The sequence below is a fragment of the Rhodanobacter sp. UC4443_H10 genome, from assembly GCF_052978325.1.
Map to the genome: position 1 here is coordinate 1,019,956 of NZ_CM129668.1, position 21,308 is coordinate 1,041,263.

Annotated in this window: 17 protein-coding genes; 4 read left to right on the forward strand and 13 right to left on the reverse strand. The window is 66.3% G+C overall.

What is annotated here, in order from left to right:
- Positions 1-6 precede the first annotated feature (6 nt).
- Positions 7-864, reverse strand: coding sequence for a PA4780 family RIO1-like protein kinase (locus ACVCMB_RS04815; protein ID WP_395119116.1), 858 nt, complete (start codon positions 862-864; stop codon positions 7-9).
- Between the two features lie 73 nt (positions 865-937).
- The gene (locus tag ACVCMB_RS04820) at positions 938-1,921 is read right to left on the reverse strand and encodes an LLM class flavin-dependent oxidoreductase (protein ID WP_447100156.1); all 984 of its coding nucleotides are present in this window, start codon (positions 1,919-1,921) and stop codon (positions 938-940) included.
- A 181-nt stretch (positions 1,922-2,102) separates the two neighbouring features.
- On the opposite strand from ACVCMB_RS04820, the gene ACVCMB_RS04825 reads away from it, so the two are divergent.
- Positions 2,103-3,131 carry an HDOD domain-containing protein gene (locus tag ACVCMB_RS04825; protein WP_447106286.1) on the forward strand — a complete coding sequence of 343 codons (1,029 nt, stop codon included), beginning with the start codon at positions 2,103-2,105 and terminating at the stop codon, positions 3,129-3,131.
- 194 nt (positions 3,132-3,325) lie between these two features.
- Here the strand turns inward: ACVCMB_RS04825 and ACVCMB_RS04830 are convergent, their stop codons facing one another.
- From ACVCMB_RS04830 to ACVCMB_RS04870, 9 genes are all read right to left on the reverse strand, one after another.
- Positions 3,326-3,727 (reverse strand): hypothetical protein, encoded by a 402-nt coding sequence (locus tag ACVCMB_RS04830; RefSeq protein ID WP_447106287.1) that lies wholly within the window; start codon positions 3,725-3,727, stop codon positions 3,326-3,328.
- A 36-nt stretch (positions 3,728-3,763) separates the two neighbouring features.
- The gene (locus ACVCMB_RS04835) at positions 3,764-4,534 is read right to left on the reverse strand and encodes a LytR/AlgR family response regulator transcription factor (RefSeq protein WP_447106288.1); all 771 of its coding nucleotides are present in this window, start codon (positions 4,532-4,534) and stop codon (positions 3,764-3,766) included.
- Positions 4,527-5,783, reverse strand: a complete 1,257-nt coding sequence (locus tag ACVCMB_RS04840) for a sensor histidine kinase (RefSeq protein WP_447106289.1) — start codon at positions 5,781-5,783, stop codon at positions 4,527-4,529. Before ACVCMB_RS04840 ends, ACVCMB_RS04835 begins: the two co-directional genes overlap by 8 nt.
- Before the next feature lie 180 nt (positions 5,784-5,963).
- Positions 5,964-6,305, reverse strand: a complete 342-nt coding sequence (locus ACVCMB_RS04845) for a hypothetical protein (RefSeq protein WP_447106290.1) — start codon at positions 6,303-6,305, stop codon at positions 5,964-5,966.
- 299 nt (positions 6,306-6,604) lie between these two features.
- A complete protein-coding gene (locus tag ACVCMB_RS04850; RefSeq protein WP_447106291.1) occupies positions 6,605-6,988 on the reverse strand; it encodes a DUF4279 domain-containing protein in 384 nt (127 codons plus the stop codon).
- Positions 6,989-6,993: 5 nt separating this feature from the next.
- Positions 6,994-8,898 carry an RHS repeat-associated core domain-containing protein gene (locus ACVCMB_RS04855; protein ID WP_447106292.1) on the reverse strand — a complete coding sequence of 635 codons (1,905 nt, stop codon included), beginning with the start codon at positions 8,896-8,898 and terminating at the stop codon, positions 6,994-6,996.
- Between the two features lie 86 nt (positions 8,899-8,984).
- The gene (locus tag ACVCMB_RS04860) at positions 8,985-12,449 is read right to left on the reverse strand and encodes a hypothetical protein (protein ID WP_447106293.1); all 3,465 of its coding nucleotides are present in this window, start codon (positions 12,447-12,449) and stop codon (positions 8,985-8,987) included.
- Positions 12,450-12,711: 262 nt separating this feature from the next.
- Positions 12,712-12,906: an oxidoreductase-like domain-containing protein gene (locus tag ACVCMB_RS04865; protein WP_447106294.1), complete on the reverse strand. Its 195-nt coding sequence runs from the start codon at positions 12,904-12,906 to the stop codon at positions 12,712-12,714.
- 116 nt (positions 12,907-13,022) lie between these two features.
- A complete protein-coding gene (locus tag ACVCMB_RS04870; RefSeq protein ID WP_447106295.1) occupies positions 13,023-13,796 on the reverse strand; it encodes a class I SAM-dependent methyltransferase in 774 nt (257 codons plus the stop codon).
- A gap of 166 nt (positions 13,797-13,962) precedes the next feature.
- On the opposite strand from ACVCMB_RS04870, the gene ACVCMB_RS04875 reads away from it, so the two are divergent.
- From ACVCMB_RS04875 to ACVCMB_RS04885, 3 genes are all read left to right on the forward strand, one after another.
- On the forward strand, positions 13,963-15,402 hold the full coding sequence (locus tag ACVCMB_RS04875) for a hypothetical protein (RefSeq protein WP_447106296.1): 1,440 nt from the start codon (positions 13,963-13,965) through the stop codon (positions 15,400-15,402).
- A 4-nt stretch (positions 15,403-15,406) separates the two neighbouring features.
- The gene (locus ACVCMB_RS04880) at positions 15,407-17,713 is read left to right on the forward strand and encodes a transferrin receptor-like dimerization domain-containing protein (RefSeq protein ID WP_447106297.1); all 2,307 of its coding nucleotides are present in this window, start codon (positions 15,407-15,409) and stop codon (positions 17,711-17,713) included.
- 79 nt (positions 17,714-17,792) lie between these two features.
- Positions 17,793-18,836 (forward strand): tellurite resistance/C4-dicarboxylate transporter family protein, encoded by a 1,044-nt coding sequence (locus tag ACVCMB_RS04885; protein ID WP_447106298.1) that lies wholly within the window; start codon positions 17,793-17,795, stop codon positions 18,834-18,836.
- A gap of 18 nt (positions 18,837-18,854) precedes the next feature.
- Here ACVCMB_RS04885 and ACVCMB_RS04890 read toward each other — a convergent pair whose 3' ends face one another.
- Complete coding sequence (locus ACVCMB_RS04890) at positions 18,855-20,117, reverse strand: glutamate-5-semialdehyde dehydrogenase (protein WP_447106299.1); 1,263 nt, start codon at positions 20,115-20,117, stop codon at positions 18,855-18,857.
- Complete coding sequence (proB, locus tag ACVCMB_RS04895; protein WP_447106300.1) at positions 20,114-21,301, reverse strand: glutamate 5-kinase; 1,188 nt, start codon at positions 21,299-21,301, stop codon at positions 20,114-20,116. Before proB ends, ACVCMB_RS04890 begins: the two co-directional genes overlap by 4 nt.
- Between the last annotated feature and the right edge of the window lie 7 nt (positions 21,302-21,308).

The window sequence follows — 21,308 nt, forward strand, 5'->3', positions numbered from 1 at the left end:
GCGCTCCTACAATTCCCGCTCCGCCGCTTCCCTGCCCTGCTGGCGGATGATCGCTTCCTCGCGGGCGTCGATGATCGACTGCATCACGCTGTCGACGTCGGCGATGTGCTCGTCGAACTCGAACCGGCCGGTCAGTTCGGTATCGGGATGCAGCTCGCCCAGTTCGTACAGCGCCCACATCTCCTCGCCGTAGTGGGTGTCCAGCAGCTCGGGCGCGAAGCGCGACAGGCTGATGGTGATATTGCCCACGTCACGCCGCAGCATCGTGCGCGCGCTGTTGTTGCCCGCCGCGCTGACCGCCTGCGGCAGGTCGATGATGACCGGGCCGTGCGGGCCGACCAGCACGTTGTACTCGGACAGGTCGCCATGGATCAGCCCCACGCACAGCATGCGGGCCACCTGCTGCATCAGGAAGCGGTGATACGCGCGCGCCTCGTCGGCGGACAGTTCGACCTCGCCGAGCCGCGGCGCGGAATGGCCGTCCGCATCGGTGACCAGTTCCATCACCAGCACGCCGTTGAAGTAGCCGTACGGCCGCGGCACGCGCACGCCGGCGGCGGCCAGCTGGTACAGGGCGTCGACCTCGGCATTCTTCCATGCCTCCTCGGCCTCGCGGCGGCCGAACTTCGTCGCCTTGCCCATCGCCCGCGCCTGTCGGCTGCCGCGTACCTTGCGCCCTTCCTGGTATTGCACGCGCGCCTGGAAGCTGCGCTGGGCCATGTCCTTGTAGACCTTGGCGCAGCGCACCTCGTCGCCGCAGCGCACGACATACACCGAGGCTTCCTTGCCGCTCTTGAGCGGCCTGAGCACCTGGTCGATCATGCCGTCGTCGATCAGCTCCTGCAGGCCCTTGGGGGTTTTCATCGGTGGCGTGGCTTCAATGCGTCGACGGGGGAACGCCCATTATGGCCGACGCCGACCGCATCCGTGGCGAAGCTCATGCCTCGCGTGCCGCCGCGGCGATCTCGAACGAATGTCGTCGCGCCGCGTGCTCGAAGATGTTGGCGGTCAGCATCAACTCGTCCGGCCGGTGGCGGGCCACGAAGGCCGCGATGCCCTCCTTCACCGTGACCGCATCGCCGACCACCGCGCAGGCCAGCGCGCGCTCGACCATCAGCTTCTCCGGCGGCGTCCAGTACGCCTCGATGTCGTCGATCGGCGGCGGGATCAGGCCGGGCTTGCCGCGACGCAGGTTGATGAAGCTCTGCTGCTGGGTGGTGAACAATCGCCGCGCCTCGGCGTCGCTGTCGGCGGCGACCACGTTGATGCCGAGCATCGCATACGGCTGCTGCAACCGCGCCGAGGGCACGAAGTTGCGCCGGTATAGCGCCAGCGCCTCGTCCATCGCATCCGGCGCGAAGTGCGAGGCGAACGCGAACGGCAGCCCCAACTGCGCCGCCAGCCGCGCACTGAACAGGCTCGACCCCAGCAGCCACACCGGCACCTCGATGCCGGCGCCGGGCACCGCGCGCACCGGCTGGCCGGGCTGCGCCGGCTCGAAATAGCCAAGCAGCTCCAGCACGTCCTGCGGGAACGCGTCGGCGCTGTCGAAGTAGCGGCGCAGCGCCCGCGCCGTGGGCTGGTCGGTGCCCGGCGCACGCCCCAGGCCCAGGTCGATGCGGCCCGGATGCAGCGAGGCCAGCGTGCCGAACGCCTCGGCCACCTGCAACGGCGCGTGGTTGGGCAGCATGATGCCGCCGGCGCCCACGCGGATCGTCGAGGTGCCGGCGGCGACATGACCGATCAGCACGGCGGTGGCCGCGCTGGCGATGCCGGGCATGTTGTGGTGCTCGGCCAGCCAGTAGCGCCGGTAGCCGAGCCGTTCTCCCAGCTGCGCCAGGTCCAGCGTGTTGCGGAAGGCCTGGCCCGCGTCGCTGCCTTCGGTGATCGGGGCCAGGTCGAGGATGGAAAATGGAATCATGGCGCAATCCCGGATGACGGAAGCACCCTATCTGGGGGCGAACCGGTTCATTGCCAGCCACAGCCACGCGCGGCGGCCGTCGGCTCAACTTTCCGGCCGCGCGGCCGCTAACGGGAGCGAACCATCGACGACACGGCGCGACAGAGGGGCAGTCCCCATGGTGGGAAACATGTGGCGGCGCGTGTTTTCGCGACGCAAGGCAAAGGCCAGTCCGCAGCGCGCCAGCAAGGCGCGGTCGCCGGCCCCTGCCGCCGTCCCGTCGCCCGCCGTCGCCCACGCCGCGACGGAAACGCCGTCGCTGGCCTTGATCGACGAGCGCTTCCACCGGCTCGTGCTCGGCCTGCCGCCGCCCCGCCAGGATGACCCGCTGCCGGCCGAAGCGGCCCTGCTGCGACGACTGGAGCTGCTCGGCGCTCGCTTCGACCTGCGCAGCCTGCCGCGGCTGCCGACCGTGCTGCCGCAACTGCTGCGCACCCTCAAGAGCGACGAGGCTGCAGGCGCCGAACTGGCCAAGCTGGTCGGCCGCGACCCGCTGATGGTGGGCGAGGTCATGCGCGCCACCAGCACCGTGTTCTACCGTTCGGCACAACCGATCAGCAGCCTGCAACAGGCGGTGGTGCTGCTCGGCCAGGACGGCCTGCGCCGGGTGATCACCCTGCACGTGATGAAGCCGATCCTGCAGGGCAACACCGGCAGCATGGGCCACGCGGCAGGCGGGCGCCTGTGGGGCCACGCGGAACGCTGCGCGCATGCCTGCGCGTGGCTGGGGCGCACCACCGGCTGCGATGCGTTCGAGGCCTATCTGGCCGGGATCGTGCGCCATGCCGGTACGGGCGCGGTGGTGCGCCTGCTGGATCAACTGCTGCCCGGCACGCCGCCTCCGCCGTTGTCGGCGGGCTTCGTGCGGCACTGCGCGATGCTGGCCGCGCAACTCTCGCTGCAGGCTGCCCGCCAATGGGGGCTGCCGGCGCGCGTGCTCGGCGCCCTGGCCGAGTGCCAGGGCGAGGTCAGCGCAGCCACCTCGCCGCTGGGCCGCGCGCTGGCGGTGGCCGACAGTCTGGCCAGCCTGAGCCTGCTGGTGGAAAACGGCGAGTTCCCCGCCGATGCGGACCTGGCGCACAGCTGGCCGGGCGTCATGCCGCCGGCCGTGCTCGCACGCTGCCAGCGCGACCTCGGCCAGCACTTCGCCGCCGGCCTGGCCACGGCCTGATCGGCGACGGCAACGACTCCCGTTTGGTCGAGGAAACGCCTAGACTTGCCGCCACCACCATCGTCCACATCGAGGAGCCGCGCATGAGCAAGGGCATGGATTCGAAGAAGAGCGAAAAGAAGAAGCCGGAGAAAACGCTGAAGGAAAAGCGCGCCGCCAAGCAAGAAAAAAAGAAGGACAAGTAGCTCCGCCGCTCACCAGCCGGCAAGCGGCGAACGCGATGCGGAAAGCATGTTGCATTCCGCTCCTGCACCGTCGCCACCGGCACCCACGCAAAGCATGAAACGTGCGGGCAGGCCCGCGACGTCCCGGCTTGCTCCGCTCGCCAGCACGAACTGCCGTGCGCCGGACTGCTCGCAGGCCGGCGCCTTGGTCGCGTGCGCGGCCGGCGTCGGGCACGCCAGCAAACGGTAATGGCAACGCCCGCTGGCGCTGCGCACGCAGGTGATGTCGGCGATGTCGGCGACAATCCGCGTACGGCTGTAAAGCACGTCGACACCGTTGACGCTGGCGCGCGTGGCGTGCGACTGGCTGCCGTAGCCCTCCACCCCGGCCAGCGAGAGCACCAGCCAGATCAGCGCGATGAGATAGTGCATGGCCGTCCTCCCGACAAACCGTTGCGAACGCGGCAGTTACATGTTGCGAAACAGGGTCATGAACGGCGCGCTCACGCTGAGCGTTTCCGGCCGCTCGCGCAGGCGCACGATGCCCTTGCCGGTGTCGTCGCGGGTGACGGCGGCGACCGCCTTCATGTTGATCACGGTGCCGCGGTGGATCTGCTTGAACACGGTCGGGTCGAGCACCTCCAGCAGTTCGCGGATCGGCGTGCGCAGCAGCGCCTCGCCCTCGGCGGTGACCACGGTGGTGTACTTGTTGTCCGCGCGGAAATAGGCGACGTCGTCGAGCAGGATCAGCCGCGTCTCCCGCCCCGTGCTGGCGGTGACCCAGCTCAGCGGCGGTTGCTGGCGCGCCGGCCCCAGCCGGCTGCCGATCTGCCGGACCAGGTCGGCCAGCGAGGCAGTGTCGGACCGATCCGCGCCCACGCGCGACTGCACGCGCTCCACGGTGGCGCGCAACCGTTCCGGGACGACCGGCTTGAGCAGATAGTCGATCGCGCCGCGCTCGAAGGCGTCGATGGCGTACTGGTCATACGCGGTGACGAACACCACCTGGGTCGCCGGGCACGCTTCGGCCGCGGCGGTGGCGACTTCGAGGCCGGTGAGGCCGGGCATGCGGATGTCGAGGAAGGCCACTTCGGGCCGATGCTCGACGATCGCCTCCAGCGCGCTGGCGCCGTCCTCGCACTCGGCGACGATGTCCAGCCGCGGCCATGCCGTCTCCAGCGCGGCACGCAGCGACTGGCGCAGCAAGACCTCGTCTTCGGCGATCACACCCTTAGCCATGGGCCTGCTCCTCGTTGTAGTGCTCCGGCACGTTGATGGTGGCGGCGACGCCCTGCGGGAAGTTCGCCGCGATGGCCAGGCTGGCCTGGCCGGCATAGATCAGTTTCAGCCGTTCGCGCGCGTTCTTCAGGCCGATGCCCGCGCCGCTTTCCTGCGCGCCGAAGCCCTTGCCGTCGTCGGCCACGGTCACCGCCACGCGGCCATCCTGCCGGCGCGCGAAGATCCACACCGTGCCGTCGCCGGGCCGCGGCTCCAGGCCGTGCTTGATCGCGTTTTCCACCAGGGTCTGCAGCAGCATCGGCGGCAGCGGCGTGGCCAGCAGTTCGTCCGGCACGTCGATCTGCACGTTCAGGCGTGCGCCCATGCGGATCTTCATGATCGCCAGGTAGGCGCGCGAGCGCTCCAGTTCCTCGCCCAGGCTGGCGAGCGCGCGGTCGGCGCGCGGCAGCGAGTGACGCAGGTACTGGATCAGGTGGCCCAGCATCGCATCCGCCCCGGCCGGGTCGCTGCGCACCAGCACCTGCGCGCTGGCCAGCGTGTTGTACAGGAAGTGCGGCTCCACCTGCGCCTGCAGCAGGCTGAGCTTGGCGATCGCCAGCTCCTTCTCGGTCGCCGTCTGTGCCGCCGCCGCCTGCTCGCCGCGGCGGCGGCTGGCCACGCCGAGCGTCACCGCGCGGGCGATCGCCTCGAGGTTCTCCAGGTTGACGCCGTCGTCCACCTGCAGCCAGTCGCTCCACGGCGCGCTGCACGGCTCGCAGACCAGGCTGAAGCTGCTGCTGCCTTCGCCGCGGTTGACCGTCGCCAGGATTCGGTTGCGCTGGCTGACGATCCAGCGCATCGGATTCCAGCGCCCCAGCTGCGCCAGGTCATAGGGGTCGGCGTAGACCGCGGTCGCGCGAATCTGCAGATGGTTGCGCGTGCGGTCCACCTGCTCCACGCCCGGCAGTTCGCGAATCGCGGCGTCCAGCAGCTCGAACGCCTCCTCCGCCTCGAACGGCGCCTCGATCTGCCGCCGTTGTCGGGTCGCCAGCGTCGCCGAAGTCAGCTTGCCCGCGATCATGCGCACCCGCACCAGGTGCGAATGCGCGCGGATCACCACGAACACGATCACCACCAGCCCCAGCAACTGCACCAGGCTGCCCAACCCCGACCAGATCCAGCTCACGGACAACGTCGCCAGCAGCACCAGCAGGTACCAGGCCACGATCAATCGGAGGTAGAAAAACAGGCTTCGAAACACGGCAACCATCCACGCTGGGGAGACCGCCAACGAGACTAGCGGCCCCGCCGCGGAAAATCGCGCGGCCTGCGACGAAACCGGCCAGGAGGCGACGAAACGGGGCGGCGGGTGGACGAAGGTTCTAGGTCCCTACGCGATCCCAGGGACATCTACGCCGGGTTGGAGTGTCGGCAAGGTCGAGGCATGCCATCAGATTGCGACAGCGAGCGGCCACAAGAGTGCACTGCCAACGACGTAGATGCCCAGGAACACCGCGGCAATCCAGCCAATCACGCGGACGAAGCCCGGCGCAGCCGGGTTTGGCTGTCGGTACTTGCCGTGAGGCCCGAACCACAGACACGCACAAAACAATCCCCAAGGAAGAAACACCAGAGGTCCCATCGCGGCAAAACAAAAGATATCAAGCCCCGGCTTGTGCACCGCGACGATTGTTGCGAGCAAAATTGCCAGCGCACCGACGGCAGCCGAAAGAAGGAGCCAACGGTAGTCAATCAGCTTCCATGCGAGCGATGTAGCGATTCGAGGGGTCATGTCGAACACCTTGGTGGTGTGCGTGTCGGCCGGGCTGCGCAGGGCGTTGCTCTCGCAATTTAATTGGCCACGTCCCCCTTATTCCTTTATTCTTCACGTCCCCTTTATTCTTTATTCCCTTTATTTCAAATCAAATAGGTCGTTCCGCACCGGTCTTGTGCGGCCGCTGCCCTTCCTGGTTCACGTAATGGATCATGCCGCCGGCCGCGTTCAGGCGGTTGAAGGCGTCGTACTGGTAGGCCGTGGCGTGGTGAGGTTAGCGCGAGCTGGTGTGAATGAAGTGTCTCGCAGGCGCCTAATTATGTTTGAATGTGATCTATCTCAATAAAAGCCTCAAGAAAAGCAGCAAAAGCCGACATTCTCGGGGGAATAACAATCGATGGAATTCTCAATTCACTATTAACGACTATAGTTAATTTCGCACTCCCTGTTCCAGCGACTTCCCTCAAAGCTTCTTTCTTATTCAGCAAGATGCCTTCGAGCTCATTCCAATGATCTTCAATGCTGTTCGAATTGACCTTAGACCTTATTGCCCAAAGATTCTCTCGAGGAAGAACAAGTTTGTTGTTTCGTTCCCCCTTCAAAAATTGAACATCCGGTTGAATTTTCGTTAGCTCAGATATCCTTCGCGGAGGAATTGATGTAGCCCAAAGCTGAAAATCTATTTCTACATTATTTTTCATGAGTTTTAGTTAGGCCCGCCTGTGTTCATCTTTAGCCACTCCATAGCCCCTGATCCACTACGTGGACCAGAGTACATGTTGCCATTTCTATCAGAGAAAATATCCCGATCAGAACCGAGTCCTAAATCCCTTTTAAGCTCATGCGCGTCCTTATAACCATTTGCTTTACACGCTTTATCCAACCGGTCCTTTGACATCCTTTTTGCGTCCTTTGCGTCCTGCACGCTAGGTGCCTGGCCATTCTCCGCACACTGCTGACCCTCAAGGTTAAGCCCTATTAATGGTATAGGGATTCTAACTATAGTTTTGCATTCCTTAACCAAGCCAAGCTGATCAACATAATTCAGCGGATTACCACCGACATAGACATACGTATTTATTCCACCCGCCAACCCAATCGGATCACTCTCCACATACCGCCCCAACGTATCGTCGTAATCCCGAAACCCGTTATGCCACAGCCCCGTCTCCGCATCGTGGTACTGCCCCGGGAACCCCAGGTTCAGCGGCACGGTATTCGCCACCGCCACGACGCGCGTGAACGGCCAGTTCTGCGCGCGCCACACCACGGATTGCGAGGCGTTGGTCACCACCTGCGGACGTCCCAACTGGTCGCCGTGGATCGCCTCCAACTGCCCGTTGACCTCGCGCCCGATCAGCCGGCCGTTGAGCCACAAATAGTTGATCCATTGGCCGCCACTGTACTCGGCCAACAGCGCGCCGCCCCGATCCGGGGCGAAGTAGGTCGTTCCCGCCGCACCGGTCTTGCGCAGCCGCTGCCCTTCCGGGTTCACGTAGTAGGTCATGCCACCGGCCGCGCGCATGCGGTTGAAAGCGTCGTACTGATAGGCCGTGGCACCGCCCAGCGTGGTGAGGTTGCCCAGCGCGTCGTAGCCATAACTCTGCGGGTCAACGCCCGTGCTGCTGACCAGGCGATTGCTGGTGGCGCTGTAGCTGGTCGCACGACTGCCGCTGGTGCCGGCCGTATTGATCCGGTTGCCGTTGGCATCGTAACCATAGCCAGCCACCGCATTGGCCGAGTACATCGACACCAGCCGCGACTGTTCGTCGTAGCCGAAATCCTGACTGAGGGTGCCATCGAGCGCGTTATCGATGCCGGTCAACCGATTGGTCGCGTCGTAGCTAAAACCCAGCGCCTCTACCCCGGGCACGTTGATGCCGGTGAGCCGACCATCGGTGTCGTAGGCCAGCGTGGTGGCCAGCCCGTTGCTGGCTGTCCAGCCGACCATGCCTGCATCCATCGGCCGATAGGTCACGGCACTGGCCGCAGTGACCGTGGTGCCACCCGTCACGAACGAAACCCCCGACACCACGCCACGGGTGTAGCTGTAGAGCGCCTGGCGTCCATCGGGATAGGTCACCGCGACGGGATGACCCATGCCGTCATAGCCGTAACCCAGCGCGTAGGAAGTACCCGCGATGGTGAACGACCGGCTGGCGATCCACCCCTCCGGCGTGTAGCCATAGCTCGTGCTACCGGTGCCATCGCTGTCCGAGCACAGCCGACCGATACCGTTCGTGCAGCTGTCGTAGGCGAAGCTCTGCGTCTGCCCACCGGCGCTGACGCTGACGAGCCGGTTGAGGCTGTCGTAGCCGTAGGTGGTCTGGACATTGTTGGCGCGGGTCAGGCTGGTGCGCCGGCCATAGGCATCGTAGCCGTAGGTGGTCGTGCCGGTGTCGGGGCTGGACAAGCCCCACAGTTGGCCCAGGCCGTCGTAGTTGTAGGCGGTGACCAGGCCGCGCGGGTCGGTCACCGCGACGACGTGGTCCCCCGCGTCGTAGGCGAACGTCGTCACCAGCGGATTGGCGGCGACCGGCTGGCTCATCAGCAACCCGCCCACCATCGCCAAGATGGCATACGACAGCCGATAACCGTGGAAAGCTTCCATGCGAGACATCCTCTGCGCGGCGAAACGAGCTTCGGTACCATCGCGCGGCATACCCGCCGATGGTCGAACAAGGTGACGGGGCAGCATCAGTTTGACCCCGCCATGGTTGCCGTCAACGTGCAGGTGGAGCTGGACACGTTGGCGCCTGCCGCGTTGAAGAAGTCCACGCGCAGCTGATACTGCATCCCCACCACATCAATGCGGTAACTGTAGGTGCCACTGGTGTACTGGCTCACTGGGTTGGTGCCCAGTGCCACCGGCGAGCTGGCTGGATTGCTCACGCTACCGCCTGACGTGGCGTCGCCACTGGGCGGGCCCTGCTGGACCCAGGTCAACTGCACCGTGCTTGCTGTGGCGGGCACGGCGCCCGAGGCCACCGCCACGCCTCCATTGCCTACGCCGGGCTTGGTGGTGAACACCTTCCAGGTGTTGCCGCCCGTGATCTGAAAACCGATCGAAACCGATGCCGACGTTTGCATCGGGATAACGTAGCTCACCGAGTAGGACTGCCCATTGATCGCAATGGGCACGGGGATGGTGACCGTGGTGGTCCGCGGCGCGCTCCATGCGCTGCAGCCGCCGGCATTGCAGGCCTGGACCTCGTAACCGTAACTGCCGCTTCCCTGCCCACTGGCGCTCCAACTGGTGGCGGCGGAGTTCTGCACGACCGCCCAGCTACCGCCGTTGACCTGCTTCCGCAGACTGTAGCTGGCTGCCCCGCTCACGGCGCCCCAGCTCACGGCGTAGTTCCCTGTGCTGCTGGTGGCCGGCACGCTGAGCGACGGCGTGGCAGGCTGTGGCGGCAGCGTCACCACCACCGTGCCGGTCGCACTCCACGGGCCGCAACCGACGGCATTGCAAGCCTGCACCGCATAACCGTAGCTTCCGCTACCTTTCCCGCTGGTGCTCCAGTTGGTCGCGGCCGAACTTTGCACAGTCGACCAGATCCCTCCGTTGAACTGCTGCCGCAGCTGGTAACTGCTGGCGCTACTGACCGTGGTCCAGCTGAGCGCATAGGTTCCGGTAGCATTGTTGCCGGGCACTGTCAGGACGGGGGCCGAACCGGGGGCGGCGGGGATGGACACGGTGATGGTCCGCGTGGCGCTCCACGGCCCGCAACCAGTGGCATTGCAGGCTTGGACCCGGTAGCCGTAGGTTCCATTCGTCTTCCCGCTGGCGCTCCATCCATTTGCTGCAGAACGTTGCACAGTGGCCCATGCGCCGCCGTTGACTTGCTCCTGCAGTTCATAGTCGGCCGCGCCGCTGACCGTCGTCCAGCTCACCGAGTAGTTGCCGTTGGTGCTGCTTGAGGGCAGGCTCAACGAGGGCGCGGTGGCCGGCATCGCCGGGCTTGCACCGCCGGCTTCGGTCTTCTGCATGACGCGGTCGAGCGCATCGTACTGGTACGAAGTGACATGGCCCGCCGCATCGGTCATCGACAATACGTTGCCGTTGCCGTCATAGCTGTAGGTCGTCACTTGGCCGTGATTGCCTTGCACCTGATACGGTCGCGCCAGCGCATCGTAGACGACATGCCGCGAGGAACTCGTCACGCCGCCACGACTCACGACGTCGCTGGTGACATCGTTGTTGGCATCGTAGCCAAAGGTTTCGAGCGCCGTTGCATCCTTGTCGTTGTGCGTGATGCTGGTGACGCGCATCTCGGGATCGCGATTCCACGCCGTGATTTCTCCGTCGGGTGCAGTCAATTGGGACAGCAAGCCGAAGCCGTCGTAAGCGTATGTCCAGGTCGTCGCGACGCCATTCGGGTGCGTAGTCCGGGATGCAACCCGACCGCGCGCATCGTAGACAAAATCGGTGGCATCACCGTTCGCACCCACTACATGCCCCGGTTCGCCCAACCCGTTGTAGCTGCTGTAGGAGGTGGTCTGGCCCAAGCCATTCGTGACCGTCGCCAAGTTGCCCAACGCATCGTATGTGTAGGTAGTGCTGTCGCTCCCGTTCGGCGACGGTTGCGTCACGACCCGGGTGTGAACCATCCCGTTGGGATAGAGCGTGTCGGCATAGTTCGTCGTCAGCGTCTGGCCCGTCACGCCATTGCCGGACAGATTGGTGACCGCCACCGACGCCAGGCGGTTCTGGGCGTTGTAGGTGTACGCCGTCTTCGACCAGCCTTCGACCGTGACGGTCGATAGTCGATTGAGTTGCGGGTTCGGATCCCACGTGTAATCCGTGGTGCGCGCAAGCGGGGTGCCGTAAGCCTCGGTCTCCTTCAGCAACTGACCGTTGGCGGCGTAGGTATAGGTGTGGGCATTGCCGTTGTTGTCGACGGTTTTTGAGAAATTACCGTTGCTGTCGTAAGTACGAGAGCTCGCGGTCGCTCCGCATGTCGACACTGCAGAATCGCTGACCGCCGTCAGGCGACGATATCCATTTATCCATGTGTACTTGTTTGTGGTGACATGACCAAGCGGGTTGGTGATGGTACTTGTGAGGTTATCACTGGCGTCGCGACTGTATTGAGTTGATATCAACTCACTGCCATCGGCAAGGTAGGTGCTCGTACCCCACCGATACCAGTAACTGCTCGGATCGGTAACATAGGTGGTGTACGAATAAGGAACACCGTTGTAATCGACCTCTGTCAGCCTTGCGTCGGCGTACTTGAAAGAAATGATCGTTTGCGGCGAGCCGGGAAAAGTTATCGAATCGACCAGACCTTTTATGATGTAGGCATTGCCGGCAGGGTCCGTTACGGTCGTCACGTTGACCGATCCGGCTGTTGTGTAACCGAAAGTGACTGATTTACCGTTTGTGTGAGTTACCTTCAGGAGGTAACTACCGACTCCGTTCACAGGCCCGTAAGTCATGGTCCAGCCGATGCCCGAGGCGTCGGTGATCGACTTGATATGGCCATCCGACGCATAGGTCTGGGTCGTAGCATCCTCGTCGTGCAGCGTGAATTCGCCGGTGACAGCATCCCGCTGCAGGGTCGCTAGCCCCCCGCCGCCTCGCTCCGTAAAAGTCGTGTCCGCGGTTGGATTCCCGTCGAACACGAGTGCCGAGCCGTCAGGGCCGTAAACCTTCACGTACCTACATAGACCCGTATCCTGTTCACTGCACGTCGCGTCGAGCCAATAGTCAAAACTATTTGACCAGTGAGATCCGGGTACTGCGGTATTATAATAAAGCGCGTAACTCAGACCCATCTCACCAGGCGTGCTGAAGATGGGGTATGTCTCGATTTTTGCGCCCGTACTGACGTCGATCGGCGGACCCACTAAACTCCCACAGTCGGATGAACTCTCCGACGAATCGTGTTTATTGCTTAAAAATTTCCCGACAGGTGCGCGAAAGCCAGGCGACGGATGCTTCAGTTGCCCAATAACTTCGTGAACGTTAGGGCCTGCCGGTTCTTTCGGTCCAGGCACACCATGAACAATAACTTTGGCAATATCTCTAACCGGCTTGCCATCCTTATATTTTTTAGTCGTTCCTGAGTCAGTCTCAGAGAAAACTTGCGTCGAGACCGATATAAGAACCAACGCAATGAAGGCAATTCGGCACAGCTTGAAAAAATGGTTTTTCATTCCCCTTCCCTGGCGAAACTTCGAACGTGAAGTTCACCGTAATAGTCAATACAAACTACGGCCTTTCCTTTCGAAAACTCTCTTCAAAAATAGTCGTAAGTGTTAAATCTTGTCAAGAGGTGGCCGTGAAGTTCGATCGGCGAATTCAACCCTGGCGCGCGCCAGCTCTGCCACAAAGTGGTGCAAGCGCGATGAGCCCCATCGGTGACGCCGCGGTGCAGCAGGCCACCTGCCAGCCGCCCCACTACGGCCGGGCACGTGCTCACCCTCGTAGCCGTCGGCGCTCGCGCCACACCGCGAGGGCTTGTTCGTAGCGTTCGAGCGCCTCGTCATGCACGTCGTACACGCAGCGCACGCAGCCCTCGCCGCAGCAGTCGGCGGCGTCCGGTTCGGGCGGGCGCCGCGGCATGGGGTCGGCTGGGTCGTCGTCGGGCGGGTCGGGTTCGCTGGGGCTCATGGAATCGCTTCGGGCGTGGCGGCGCGGTGTCGACACCGTCCGAGGGTGCCGACTACTGCGGTGAAGCCCAAGCCTGCCCCCGTCAACGCGCTACGCGCAACCCCGCGCTGCCGTGGTTACTTCGCCGGCTTGCGGAAGCGGTAGACGAACTGGTCGGTGTGGCCGCGTATCGACTTGTCGAACACCTTGGTGGTGTGCGTGTCGGCCGGATTGCGCAGCACGTTGCTTTCGCCGTCGAAGACGAAACCGGCGGCCTCGACCTCGCGCTTGACCACGTCCGGGTCGATGCGATGCAAGGTGTCGGTGTCGGCCAGGCCGGAGCCGGCGGGGGCCACGTGGTCGATCACCACGAACAGGCCGCCGGGCTTGAGCGCGTCGTAGACCTGCTTGTCGAAGCTGGCCATGTCGACCGGGCCCATGAACGGGTCGTGGTAGTCGTGGTAGTTCTGCGAGGTGAATACCAGGTCCACCGGCATCGGCACGCTCAGCTTGGCCGCCGGCTGCTGCAGCACGCTCACGTTGGCGTAGTGCGGCGTGGCCGCCAGCTTCTGCCAGTTGGCCAGGCTCTTGGCGGAGTACTTGCCCATCTCGTCCGGCCAGACGGTGTAGACGTGGCCCGTGGGCCCGACGATGGCGCTGAACGCCCGCGTCCAGTAGCCACTGCCGGGCACCAGTTCGAGCACGTTCTGGCCGGGCTTGACCTCGGCGAAGGTCATGACAAGCGCCAGCTTGCGGCGCGCATCCTCGTGGCGGTCCGCCGCGCGCGCCGGATCGTCGACGCCTTTCTGCACGGCAGCGGTGATCGCGCCGCTGTGCAGGTCGGCAACCTGGGCGGTCGCCACGGCGGGGAGCGGGAGGGTCAGCAGGAGGGCAAGCATGGCGTGGCGCATGGCGTACTCCATCGGCAGGCGGGGCTCCCGATTGTGCTCCGCTTTGATCGTGATGACACTGTGTCGACAGGCACAGGCATGCGATGGTGCTTGCGGTAACGTGCACGGGTTGCGGTTCCACCGCCGCGGGATGGCCACGCAAACCCACCGACTCACGGGAGGTTCCATGCGCTGTACCAGCATTCTGTTCGCCGCCGCCTGCGCCGCGATCGCCGGCATGCCCGGCTCCGGCCATGCGCAATCGCCGGCGCACTGGCAGGCCAGGCAACTCAAGGCGTCGCAGGAATCCGAGGCGATCATGCGCGACGCCGACAAGCGCAACGGCCTGCTGGCCCAGTTCCAGGTGATGCGCTACGCCTCCGTCGGCAACAACGACCCTGCTTTCCAGGTCATTTTCAGCCAGTACCTGAGCTGGTATCAGACCTTCATCGGCGATTACCCGGACGCGGCGACCAGCTTCTCGATCAGGCAGGGAGCGTTGCCCGACGACCGCCCCTTGCCGCTGGACGACGGGGTCCACCACGCCGAGTCTGCCCTGACGGCGATCGCACGGCTGGCGAAAGGGCGCCGGGCAGTGTTCTTCAACGAGGCGCACAACATCCCGCTCACCCGCAGCCTGACGGTGCAGATGCTGGCGCGACTGCGCGCCGAGGGTTACGACTATTTCGCGGCCGAGACGGTCTACCAGACCGACAAGGGGCTGCAGGCGCGCGGATACCCGACCAAGGACAGCGGCTTCTACACGCAGGAACCGGTCTGCGCGGAAATGGTGCGCACCGCGTTGCGGCTCGGCTACAAGGTGGTCGGCTACGAGGCGCTGTCCGATGCCTCCGGCGACGCCCGCGAAGCAGAGCAGGCGCGCAACCTGTACCGACAGGTGTTCAAGGACCATCCCGACGCGCGCGTGGTGGTCAACGCCGGCTACGCGCACATCCAGGAATCCGGCGCCTACCTGGGCGGTGCCTCGATGGCCCAGCACCTGCGGCGGCTGATCGACATCGACCCGCTCACCGTCGAGCAGACCATGCTGTACGACCACCCCGATGTCGGCGGCAATCATCCGTACTACGAGCCGGTCATGAAGAAGTTGCAACCGACCGGCCCCATCGTGTTCGTGGACGACGCCGGCAAACCGTGGTCGTTGCGGCCGGGCTACGACGTCAGCGTGTGGTTTGCGCCGATATCCATGCGCCGCGGCCGCCCGACCTGGCTCAGCCTGGGCGGCGAACGCAAGCCGTATTACGTGGATGGCGAACGCTGCAACCAGCATTTTCCCTGCATGGTGGAGGCGCGTTACGCCAGCGAAGGCAACGACGCCATCCCGGCCGATCGCGTGGTGCTCGATCCGGTGCCGCTCAACGCCGTGCCCAGCGACCGCGTGCGCAGCGGCGGCGCGGCGCCCGCCAGCGAGCTCTACCTGCGGCCCGGCAAGTACCGCGTGGTCTACAGCGGCGAGAACAACGCCACGTTGTTTTCACAGAACGTCACGATCAGGGACCGCAACCCGCGGCCACCGCCCTCCCAGCCCCCGGCAGCCACTGCCGGGCCCGTGTCCACGCCGGTTCGCGGCGATGTGGCGCAACCCTCCGTCGACCAGGGGAACTGATTCCATGACCCACCACAGAATGCGCGTACTGCTTGCCACGGCGTGTGCGCTTGCGACCTTCGCCGCCATCGGAGCGGAACCCGCCGCCCCATCGCAAGCCGGCCTGCTCGGCTTCACGCCCGCGCATGCCACCACCCAACTCGACCTGGAACGACGTTTCGACGCCCAGCTCGACCCGGCCGAGCTGCGCGACTGGTTGAAGCAGATGGCATCGGCGCCGAACCAGGTCGGCTCGCCGCACGACAAGGCGAATGCCGAGTTCATGCTGGAGCAGTTCCGCGCCTGGGGCTGGGATGCGCACATCGAGACGTTCGAGGTGTTGTATCCGACGCCGAAGAAAGTCGCACTGGAACTGCTCGGGCCGCAGCCGTTCACCGCCACCCTGCACGAGCCGCCGGTCGCCGGCGATGCCACTTCGGCGCTGCCCGGCGCGCTGCCGCCATACAACGTCTACGGCGGCGACGGCGATGTCACCGCACCACTGGTCTACGCCAACTACGGCATGCCGGACGACTACAAGGAGCTGGCCCGCCGCGGCATCGACGTGCGCGGCAAGATCGTGATTACCCGCTACGGCGGCGGCTGGCGCGGGCTCAAGCCGAAGCTGGCGCAGGAGCATGGCGCGGTCGGCTGCCTGATCTACTCCGACCCGCACGATGACGGCTACGCCCAGGGCGACACCTGGCCCGAAGGCGGCTGGCGCCCGCCCGAAGGCGTGCAGCGCGGCTCGGTCGCCGACATGCAGCAATATCCCGGCGATCCGCTGACCCCCGGCATCGGCTCCACGCCCGGCGCCAAGCGGCTGGCGATCAAGGACGCGAAGACCCTGCTGAAGATTCCGGTGCTGCCGATCTCCTACGCCGACGCCACGCCGCTGCTGAAGTCGCTGGGCGGCCCGGTGGCACCCGCAGCCTGGCGCGGCGCACTGCCGCTGACCTACCACGTGGGCCCGAGCACGGCCAAGGCGCACCTGACCGTGCTGTCGGACTGGAACCGCAAGCCGATCTATGACGTGATCGCCAAGATCGAGGGCGCCCGCGCGCCGGACCAGTGGATCATCCGCGGCAACCACCACGACGGCTGGGTGTTCGGCGCATGGGACCCGCTGGCCGGCAACGTGGCCCTGATGGCCGAGGCCAAGGCCATCGGCGGCCTGCTCAAGCAGGGTTGGCGGCCGCAGCGCACCCTGGTCTACGCCAGCTGGGACGGCGAGGAACCGGGCCTGCTCGGTTCCACCGAATGGGCCGAGGCGCACGCGAAGGAGCTGCAGGCCAAGGCCGTGCTCTACATCAACTCGGATACCAACGGCCGCGGCTTCCTCGGCGCCGGCGGCAGCCATTCGCTGCAGCACCTGGTCAACCAGGTCGCCGACGGCGTGACCGATCCGGAAACCCGCGTCAGCGTGGGCAAACGCTGGCGGGCGCACCTGATGATCGAAGGCAGCGATCCCAAGGCGAAACCCGAAGCCAAGGCCAATGCCAAGGCGGCAGCCAGCGGCGGCGATTTGCCGATCGAGGCACTGGGCTCCGGCTCAGATTACAGCCCGTTCCTGGAACATCTCGGCATCGCCTCGCTCGACCTGGGCTTCGGCGGCGAGGACGACAATGCCGGCATCTATCACTCGCGCTACGACTCGTTCGACCACTACGCCCGCTTTGGCGATCCCAGCTTCGAGTACGGCGTGGCGCTGGCCAAGGTGGCCGGCCACATCGTGTTGCGCAGCGCCGATGCCGATGTGCTGCCGCTGCGCTTCGGCGATTTCAGCCAGACCCTGGGCCGCTACGTCGGCGAACTGCACAAGCTGATCGAGAATACGCGCAAGGCAACGGCGCAACAGCACCAGTTGCTCGACGCGCATGCCTACGCGCTGGACAGCGACCCAACCCGGCCGCTGCTGCCGCCGGCGCGCGACTCCGATGTGCCGGCGATCGAGCTGGCCCCGCTGGACCGCGCCGCCAGCCAGCTGGAGCAGAGCGCAAAGGCTTTCCAGGCCGCCTACGCGCGGCAGGCCGCCGACGGCTTTGCCCTGCCCGCCGCGCGGCTGCGCCAGATCAACCGGCAGATGGGCCGGATGGAACAGGCGCTGACCGATGCCGACGGCCTGCCCGGCCGGCCGTGGTTCCGGCACTTCATCTACGCGCCAGGCATGCTCACCGGCTACGGCGTCAAGACGGTTCCCGGCGTGCGTGAGGCGATCGAGGCACGGCGCTGGGACGAGGCGAACCGCTATGCAACGATCACTGCGCAGGTGCTTGACCACTACCGCGCCCAACTCGACCAGCTGACCCGTTTGCTGACCCCGTCGAGCTGACCGGCGCAAACCACGGCGAATCCACGGATGGATCGCCCGCCGGCCGTCACCCGTACGGCCGCTCGCCGGAGCCAGGACGATGATGCTGAGCCGCACCCTTCCATCGAGCATCCGCAAGCTGGACCCCGGCGCGTTCGCGCTGGTGATGGCCACCGGCATCGTCTCCATCGATGCCGGCCAGCACGGCATGCCCGTGCTGGCGCGTGCGCTGTTCGTGCTGAACGCGGTGGCCTTCGTGCTGCTGCTGGCGCTGAACGCGCTGCGCCTCGTGCATGCCAGGTGCGAGGTGCTGGACGACTTCACCAACCCGGCGCGGGGCGCGGGCTTTCTCACCTTCGTCGCGGCCATCGGTGTGCTGGCCAGCCAGTGTGTGCTGGTGGTTCCGCTGCCGCATTGGGCCGTCGCGTTGACCGTGCTCGGCGCGGTCGGCTGGGGCTGCCTGTCGTACCTGCTGCTGCTCGCCGTGATCACCGGCCAGCGCAAGCCCGGCTTCCGGCGCAGCATCAATGGCGGCTGGCTGGTGGCGGTGGTGTCGACGCAGGCGCTGGCGGTGGCGATCACCTTGCTGGTGGCGCACGACCATGCGACGCCCGCGCTCGGCTGGCTGTTCGCCGCGCTGTGCCTGTACCTGGTCGGTGCGGCGCTGTACCTGATCCTGATCACGCTGATCTTCTACCGCCTGCTGTTCCTGCCGCTGCCGGCCAGCGGCTTCACGCCGCCGTACTGGATCAACATGGGCGCGCTGGCGATCACCACGCTGGCCGGCAGCCTGCTGGTGCTGCATGCGCCGGCGCAACCGTCGCTCGGTGCGCTGGTGCCCTTCGTCAAGGGCTTCACCCTGTTCTTCTGGGCCAGCGCCACCTGGTGGATTCCGCTGCTGGCGATCCTCGAGCTGTGGCGCCACGGCATGCGCCACGTGCGCCTGCGCTACGCGGTGGACGACTGGGACATCGTGTTTCCGCTGGGCATGTACACGGTCGGCACGAATGCGCTGGCACAGGCACTCGACCTGGATCTGCTGCAGCCGGTGTCCGACCTCGGCGTCTACATCAGCCTGCTGGCCTGGTTGCTGGTGGCGGCCGGTGCACTGCGGCACTGGCGGCGCGCCTTCGTGCGGGGCTGAGGCGCACGATGCGCGCCTTCACCGGCGGCTTTCGGCGTGCCGCACCTGGCCGTCGCCGCGCAGCACGAAGCGTTCGATGGTCAGCGCCTCGGCACCCATCGGCCCGTAGGCGTGTAGCCGCGTGGTGGAGATGCCGATCTCGGCGCCGAGGCCCAGCTCGCCGCCGTCGCTGAAACGGGAGGAGGCGTTGACCATCACCACGGCGGAACGGATCGCCTGCACGAAGCGTTGCGCGGCGGTTTCGTCGGTGGTGGCGATGACTTCGGTGTGGTCGGAGCCGTGGCGACGGATGTGCGCGATGGCGGTGTCGAGGTCGTCGACCACGCGCACGGCGAGGATCAGGTCGAGGAACTCGGCGGCGTAGTCGTCGTCGGTCGCCGCGCGCATGTCGGGCACCAGGGCGCGGCTGCGCTCGTCGCCGCGCAGCTCGACGCCGCGCTCGCGCAGTGCCTGCGTGGCGCGTGGCAAGAACGCTTCGGCGACGTCGCGATGCACCAGCAACGTCTCCAGCGCGTTGCACACGCCGGGGCGCGAGGTCTTGCCGTCGAGCAGCAGGTCCAACGCCAGGTCGAGGTCGGCGGCGCAATCCACGTACAGGTGACAGACGCCCTTGTAGTGCTTGATCACCGGCACGCGCGCGTGTTCGGCAACGAAACGGATCAGGCCCTCGCCGCCGCGCGGAATCGCAAGGTCGACGATGTCGACCAGCTGCAGCAGTTCGACCATCGTCTCGCGGCGCAGGTCGTCGACCAGGGTCACGGCGGCGGTCGGCACGCCGTGCGCCTCCAGTGCCGACTTCAGCGCCGCGGCGATCGCGGTGTTGGAATGGATCGCCTCGGAGCCACCGCGCAGGATCACCGCGTTGCCGGCCATCAGGCACAGCGCGGCGGCGTCGGCGGTGACGTTGGGGCGCGCCTCGTAGATCATCGCGATCACGCCGAGCGGGATGCGCACGCGCTCGACCGACAGTCCGTTCGGTCGTGTCTCGCGGCGGGTCGTTACGCCGACCGGGTCGGGCAGCTCGGCCACTTCGCGGAGCGCGCCGGCGATGCCGGCCACGCGTGCCTGGTCCAGCCGCAGGCGGTCGAGCATGGCGCCCTGCACGCCTTTCGCCGCGGCCTGTTGCACGTCTTCGGCGTTCGCTGCCAGCACCGCGGCGGACTGCGCTTCCAGCGCCGCAGCCATGTCGCGAAGCAACGCGCGCTTCGTCCCCGTGTCGAGCGCCGCGACTACCTGCGCCGCGCCGCGGCAGGCGAGTGCCTGTTCGCGGATCGTGCTCATGTGCTGATCTCCTGTCCGGACACAACCGGGCGACTCATGCCGACGAGGTCGTCGCGATGCACCACCTCGTCGCCGTAGCTGTAGCCGAGCACGCCGTCGATCTCGCGGCTGTGCCGGCCGGCGAGACGGCGCACTTCGGCGGCGCCGTACTGGCTGAGTCCGCGCGCGACGGCGGCACCGTCCGCGTCGACGATCTCCACCAGGTCGCCGCGGTGGAACTCGCCGTCGGCGCCAAGCACGCCGCCCGGCAGCAGCGAGACGCGCCCGCCGGCCAGCGCCTTCACCGCACCGGCGTCGATGCGGATGCGGCCCGGCGCCGCGGGTGCGTGGCGCAGCCAGTACTTGCGCGCCTGCAATCGCGTGGAAGCCGCGGCGATCAGCGTGCCGCGCAGTTGCCCGCGGTGCAGCGCCTGCACGGTGGCCGTCTCGCGCCCGCTGAACAAGGCCGTGGGAATTCCGGCCGCCGCAGCTTTCGCCGCCGCCTGCAGCTTGGTGCGCATGCCGCCGGTGCCGGCCGCGCTGCCGCTGTCGCCGGCCATCGCGACGATCTCGGGGGTCAGCGCGGCCACCTGCGCGATCGGCACGGCCGCGGGATCGCGCCGCGGGTCGGCGCTGTACAGCGCATCGACGTCGGAGGCGATCAGCAGCAGGTCGGCGTCGACCAGCGCGGCCACGATGGCGGCGAGATTGTCGTTGTCGCCGAGCTTCAATTCATCCACCGACACGGTGTCGTTCTCGTTGATCACCGGCAGCACGCCGAGCTGCAGCAGCTCGCGCAGGGTGGCGCGCGCGTTGAGGTAGCGGCGGCGGTTGCGCAGGTCGTCGTGGGTCAGCAGCACCTGCGCCACCGGCCGCGCGGACAGCGATTGCCACAGCGCGACCATCGGCGCCTGCCCCAGCGCGGCCAGCGCCTGCCGCGCGGCGAGGCCGCCGCCGTCGCGCGCATGCTGGCGCAGCAGCGCGCGCCCGGCCGCCACCGCGCCGGAGGACACCAGTACCACCTCGCGGCCTTCGGCATGGCTGGCGGCAACGAAACCGGCCAGCGCTTCGGCATGACGCGGGGTGAGGCCGCCGCCGTCGGCGGCAAGCAGGTTGCTGCCCACTTTCAGCACGGCGCGGCGCCAGGAGGGCAATGCCTGTGCGGGCAGGTCGGTGTGCGTGTTCCCCGTGTCGATCGCCGCCATGCCCGTG

Bases quoted from the DNA above. Each gene is read 5' to 3' on its own strand.
- ACVCMB_RS04860 (WP_447106293.1), bottom strand. From the start codon at position 12,449: ATGAAAAACCATTTTTTCAAGCTGTGCCGAATTGCCTTCATTGCGTTG.
- ACVCMB_RS04855 (WP_447106292.1), bottom strand. From the start codon at position 8,898: ATGGAAGCTTTCCACGGTTATCGGCTGTCGTATGCCATCTTGGCGATG.
- ACVCMB_RS04865 (WP_447106294.1), bottom strand. From the start codon at position 12,906: ATGAGCCCCAGCGAACCCGACCCGCCCGACGACGACCCAGCCGACCCC.
- ACVCMB_RS04820 (WP_447100156.1), bottom strand. From the start codon at position 1,921: ATGATTCCATTTTCCATCCTCGACCTGGCCCCGATCACCGAAGGCAGC.
- ACVCMB_RS04890 (WP_447106299.1), bottom strand. From the start codon at position 20,117: ATGAGCACGATCCGCGAACAGGCACTCGCCTGCCGCGGCGCGGCGCAG.
- ACVCMB_RS04840 (WP_447106289.1), bottom strand. From the start codon at position 5,783: ATGGTTGCCGTGTTTCGAAGCCTGTTTTTCTACCTCCGATTGATCGTG.
- ACVCMB_RS04850 (WP_447106291.1), bottom strand. From the start codon at position 6,988: ATGAAAAATAATGTAGAAATAGATTTTCAGCTTTGGGCTACATCAATT.
- ACVCMB_RS04885 (WP_447106298.1), top strand. From the start codon at position 17,793: ATGATGCTGAGCCGCACCCTTCCATCGAGCATCCGCAAGCTGGACCCC.
- ACVCMB_RS04875 (WP_447106296.1), top strand. From the start codon at position 13,963: ATGCGCTGTACCAGCATTCTGTTCGCCGCCGCCTGCGCCGCGATCGCC.
- ACVCMB_RS04815 (WP_395119116.1), bottom strand. From the start codon at position 864: ATGAAAACCCCCAAGGGCCTGCAGGAGCTGATCGACGACGGCATGATC.
- ACVCMB_RS04870 (WP_447106295.1), bottom strand. From the start codon at position 13,796: ATGCGCCACGCCATGCTTGCCCTCCTGCTGACCCTCCCGCTCCCCGCC.
- ACVCMB_RS04835 (WP_447106288.1), bottom strand. From the start codon at position 4,534: ATGGCTAAGGGTGTGATCGCCGAAGACGAGGTCTTGCTGCGCCAGTCG.
- ACVCMB_RS04880 (WP_447106297.1), top strand. From the start codon at position 15,407: ATGACCCACCACAGAATGCGCGTACTGCTTGCCACGGCGTGTGCGCTT.
- ACVCMB_RS04830 (WP_447106287.1), bottom strand. From the start codon at position 3,727: ATGCACTATCTCATCGCGCTGATCTGGCTGGTGCTCTCGCTGGCCGGG.
- proB (WP_447106300.1), bottom strand. From the start codon at position 21,301: ATGGCGGCGATCGACACGGGGAACACGCACACCGACCTGCCCGCACAG.
- ACVCMB_RS04845 (WP_447106290.1), bottom strand. From the start codon at position 6,305: ATGACCCCTCGAATCGCTACATCGCTCGCATGGAAGCTGATTGACTAC.